This is a genomic window from Actinacidiphila bryophytorum (assembly GCF_016916835.1).
Lineage (GTDB): Bacteria > Actinomycetota > Actinomycetes > Streptomycetales > Streptomycetaceae > Actinacidiphila > Actinacidiphila bryophytorum.
This window is the reverse complement of record NZ_JAFFIX010000069.1, coordinates 1-1,318: the sequence shown is the minus strand read 5'-3', so window position 1 is coordinate 1,318 and position 1,318 is coordinate 1. Positions and strand designations below refer to the sequence as shown.

1 protein-coding gene is annotated in these 1,318 nt (G+C 66.8%); it reads left to right on the top strand.

The window, feature by feature from the left end; genetic code table 11:
- Positions 1-78: 78 nt before the first annotated feature.
- Positions 79-1,311 (top strand): DUF1593 domain-containing protein, encoded by a 1,233-nt coding sequence (locus tag JT723_RS34615; RefSeq protein ID WP_205048875.1) that lies wholly within the window; start codon positions 79-81, stop codon positions 1,309-1,311.
- The last annotated feature ends 7 nt before the right edge of the window (positions 1,312-1,318 follow it).

Below are 1,318 nucleotides of genomic sequence, written 5' to 3'. Positions count from 1 at the left end.
CCGCCCACCACGCCTCCGACGACGCCTCCGCCGTCTGGGAGTGGGGGTGACCGGCCGCACATCATCTTGTCGACCGATATGCCGCCGGTGAACGGCATCCCCGGCGGTGAGGCCGGTGCGGCGAACATGAAGTCGGACCTGGACGACGTGCAGACCCTGGTCCGGTTCCTGGCCTACGCCGACGACTTCCACGTCGACGGCCTGATCGCATCGTCGGGGACGTTCGCGAACTACGCGAACAAGCAGAACATCCTGGATGTGATCAACGCCTACGCCCAGGTCTATCCCAACCTCAAGCTCCACGACGCGAACTACCCCACGCCCGACTCCCTGCGCGCGGTCACCAAGCAGGGACGCGACGGCACCTGGGGCCAGTCCGCCAGCACCATCCTCGGGGCCGGCAAGGACAGCGAGGCCTCGGACTACATCATCAGCGTCGTCGACAACGCCACCACCCCGGTGTGGTTCGTCAGCGGCGGCGGCCCCCGCGAACTCGGCCAGGCCCTGTGGAAGGTCCAGAACACCCGCAGCGCCGCAGCCCTGGCCACCTTCGTGTCCAAGGTCCGCGCGTACTTCATCGCCGACCAGGACGGCAGCGCCGCCTGGATGCGCGACACCTTCCCCGGCCTGTTCGTCATCAGCAACAACTGCTTCACCGGCATGGCCAACACCGGCCCCTTCAACGGCACCTGGCTCAAGACCAACATCACCACCGGCCACGGAGCCCTGGGCGCGGACTACCCCCTGTCCCACTGGACCTACAACGACCAGGGCGTCTACGAAGGCGACAGCCCCGACTTCCTCTACCTCCTCAACGGAACCCAGGGCCTCAGCGACCCCGCCAACCCCGCACTCGGCAGCTGGGGCGGCCGCTTCCAGGGATCCGGCAACCGCTGGAACTGCGCCTCCGAAGGCGCCTCCTCCATCTCCCGCTGGGAATCCGCCCGCAACTGGGACTTCGCCAACCGCATGAACTGGGCCGTCAAGCCCTACAACCAGGCCAACCACAACCCCACCGTCCACCTCAACGGCGACAGCACCCAGCAAGTCCTCACCCTCAACGCCGCCGCCGGCTCCACCATCAACCTCACCGCCGCCGGCACCACCGACCCCGACGGCAACACCCTGACCTACAAGTGGTACCAGTACCCCACCACAGCCGGACTCACCATCACCAACAGCACCAGCCCCACCACCACCCTCACCCTCCCCAGCACACACGGCACCCAGATCGACATCGTCCTCGAAGTCACCGACAACGGAACCCCCAACCTCACCAGCTACCGACGACTCAACATCACCACCCAGTAACCGCAAC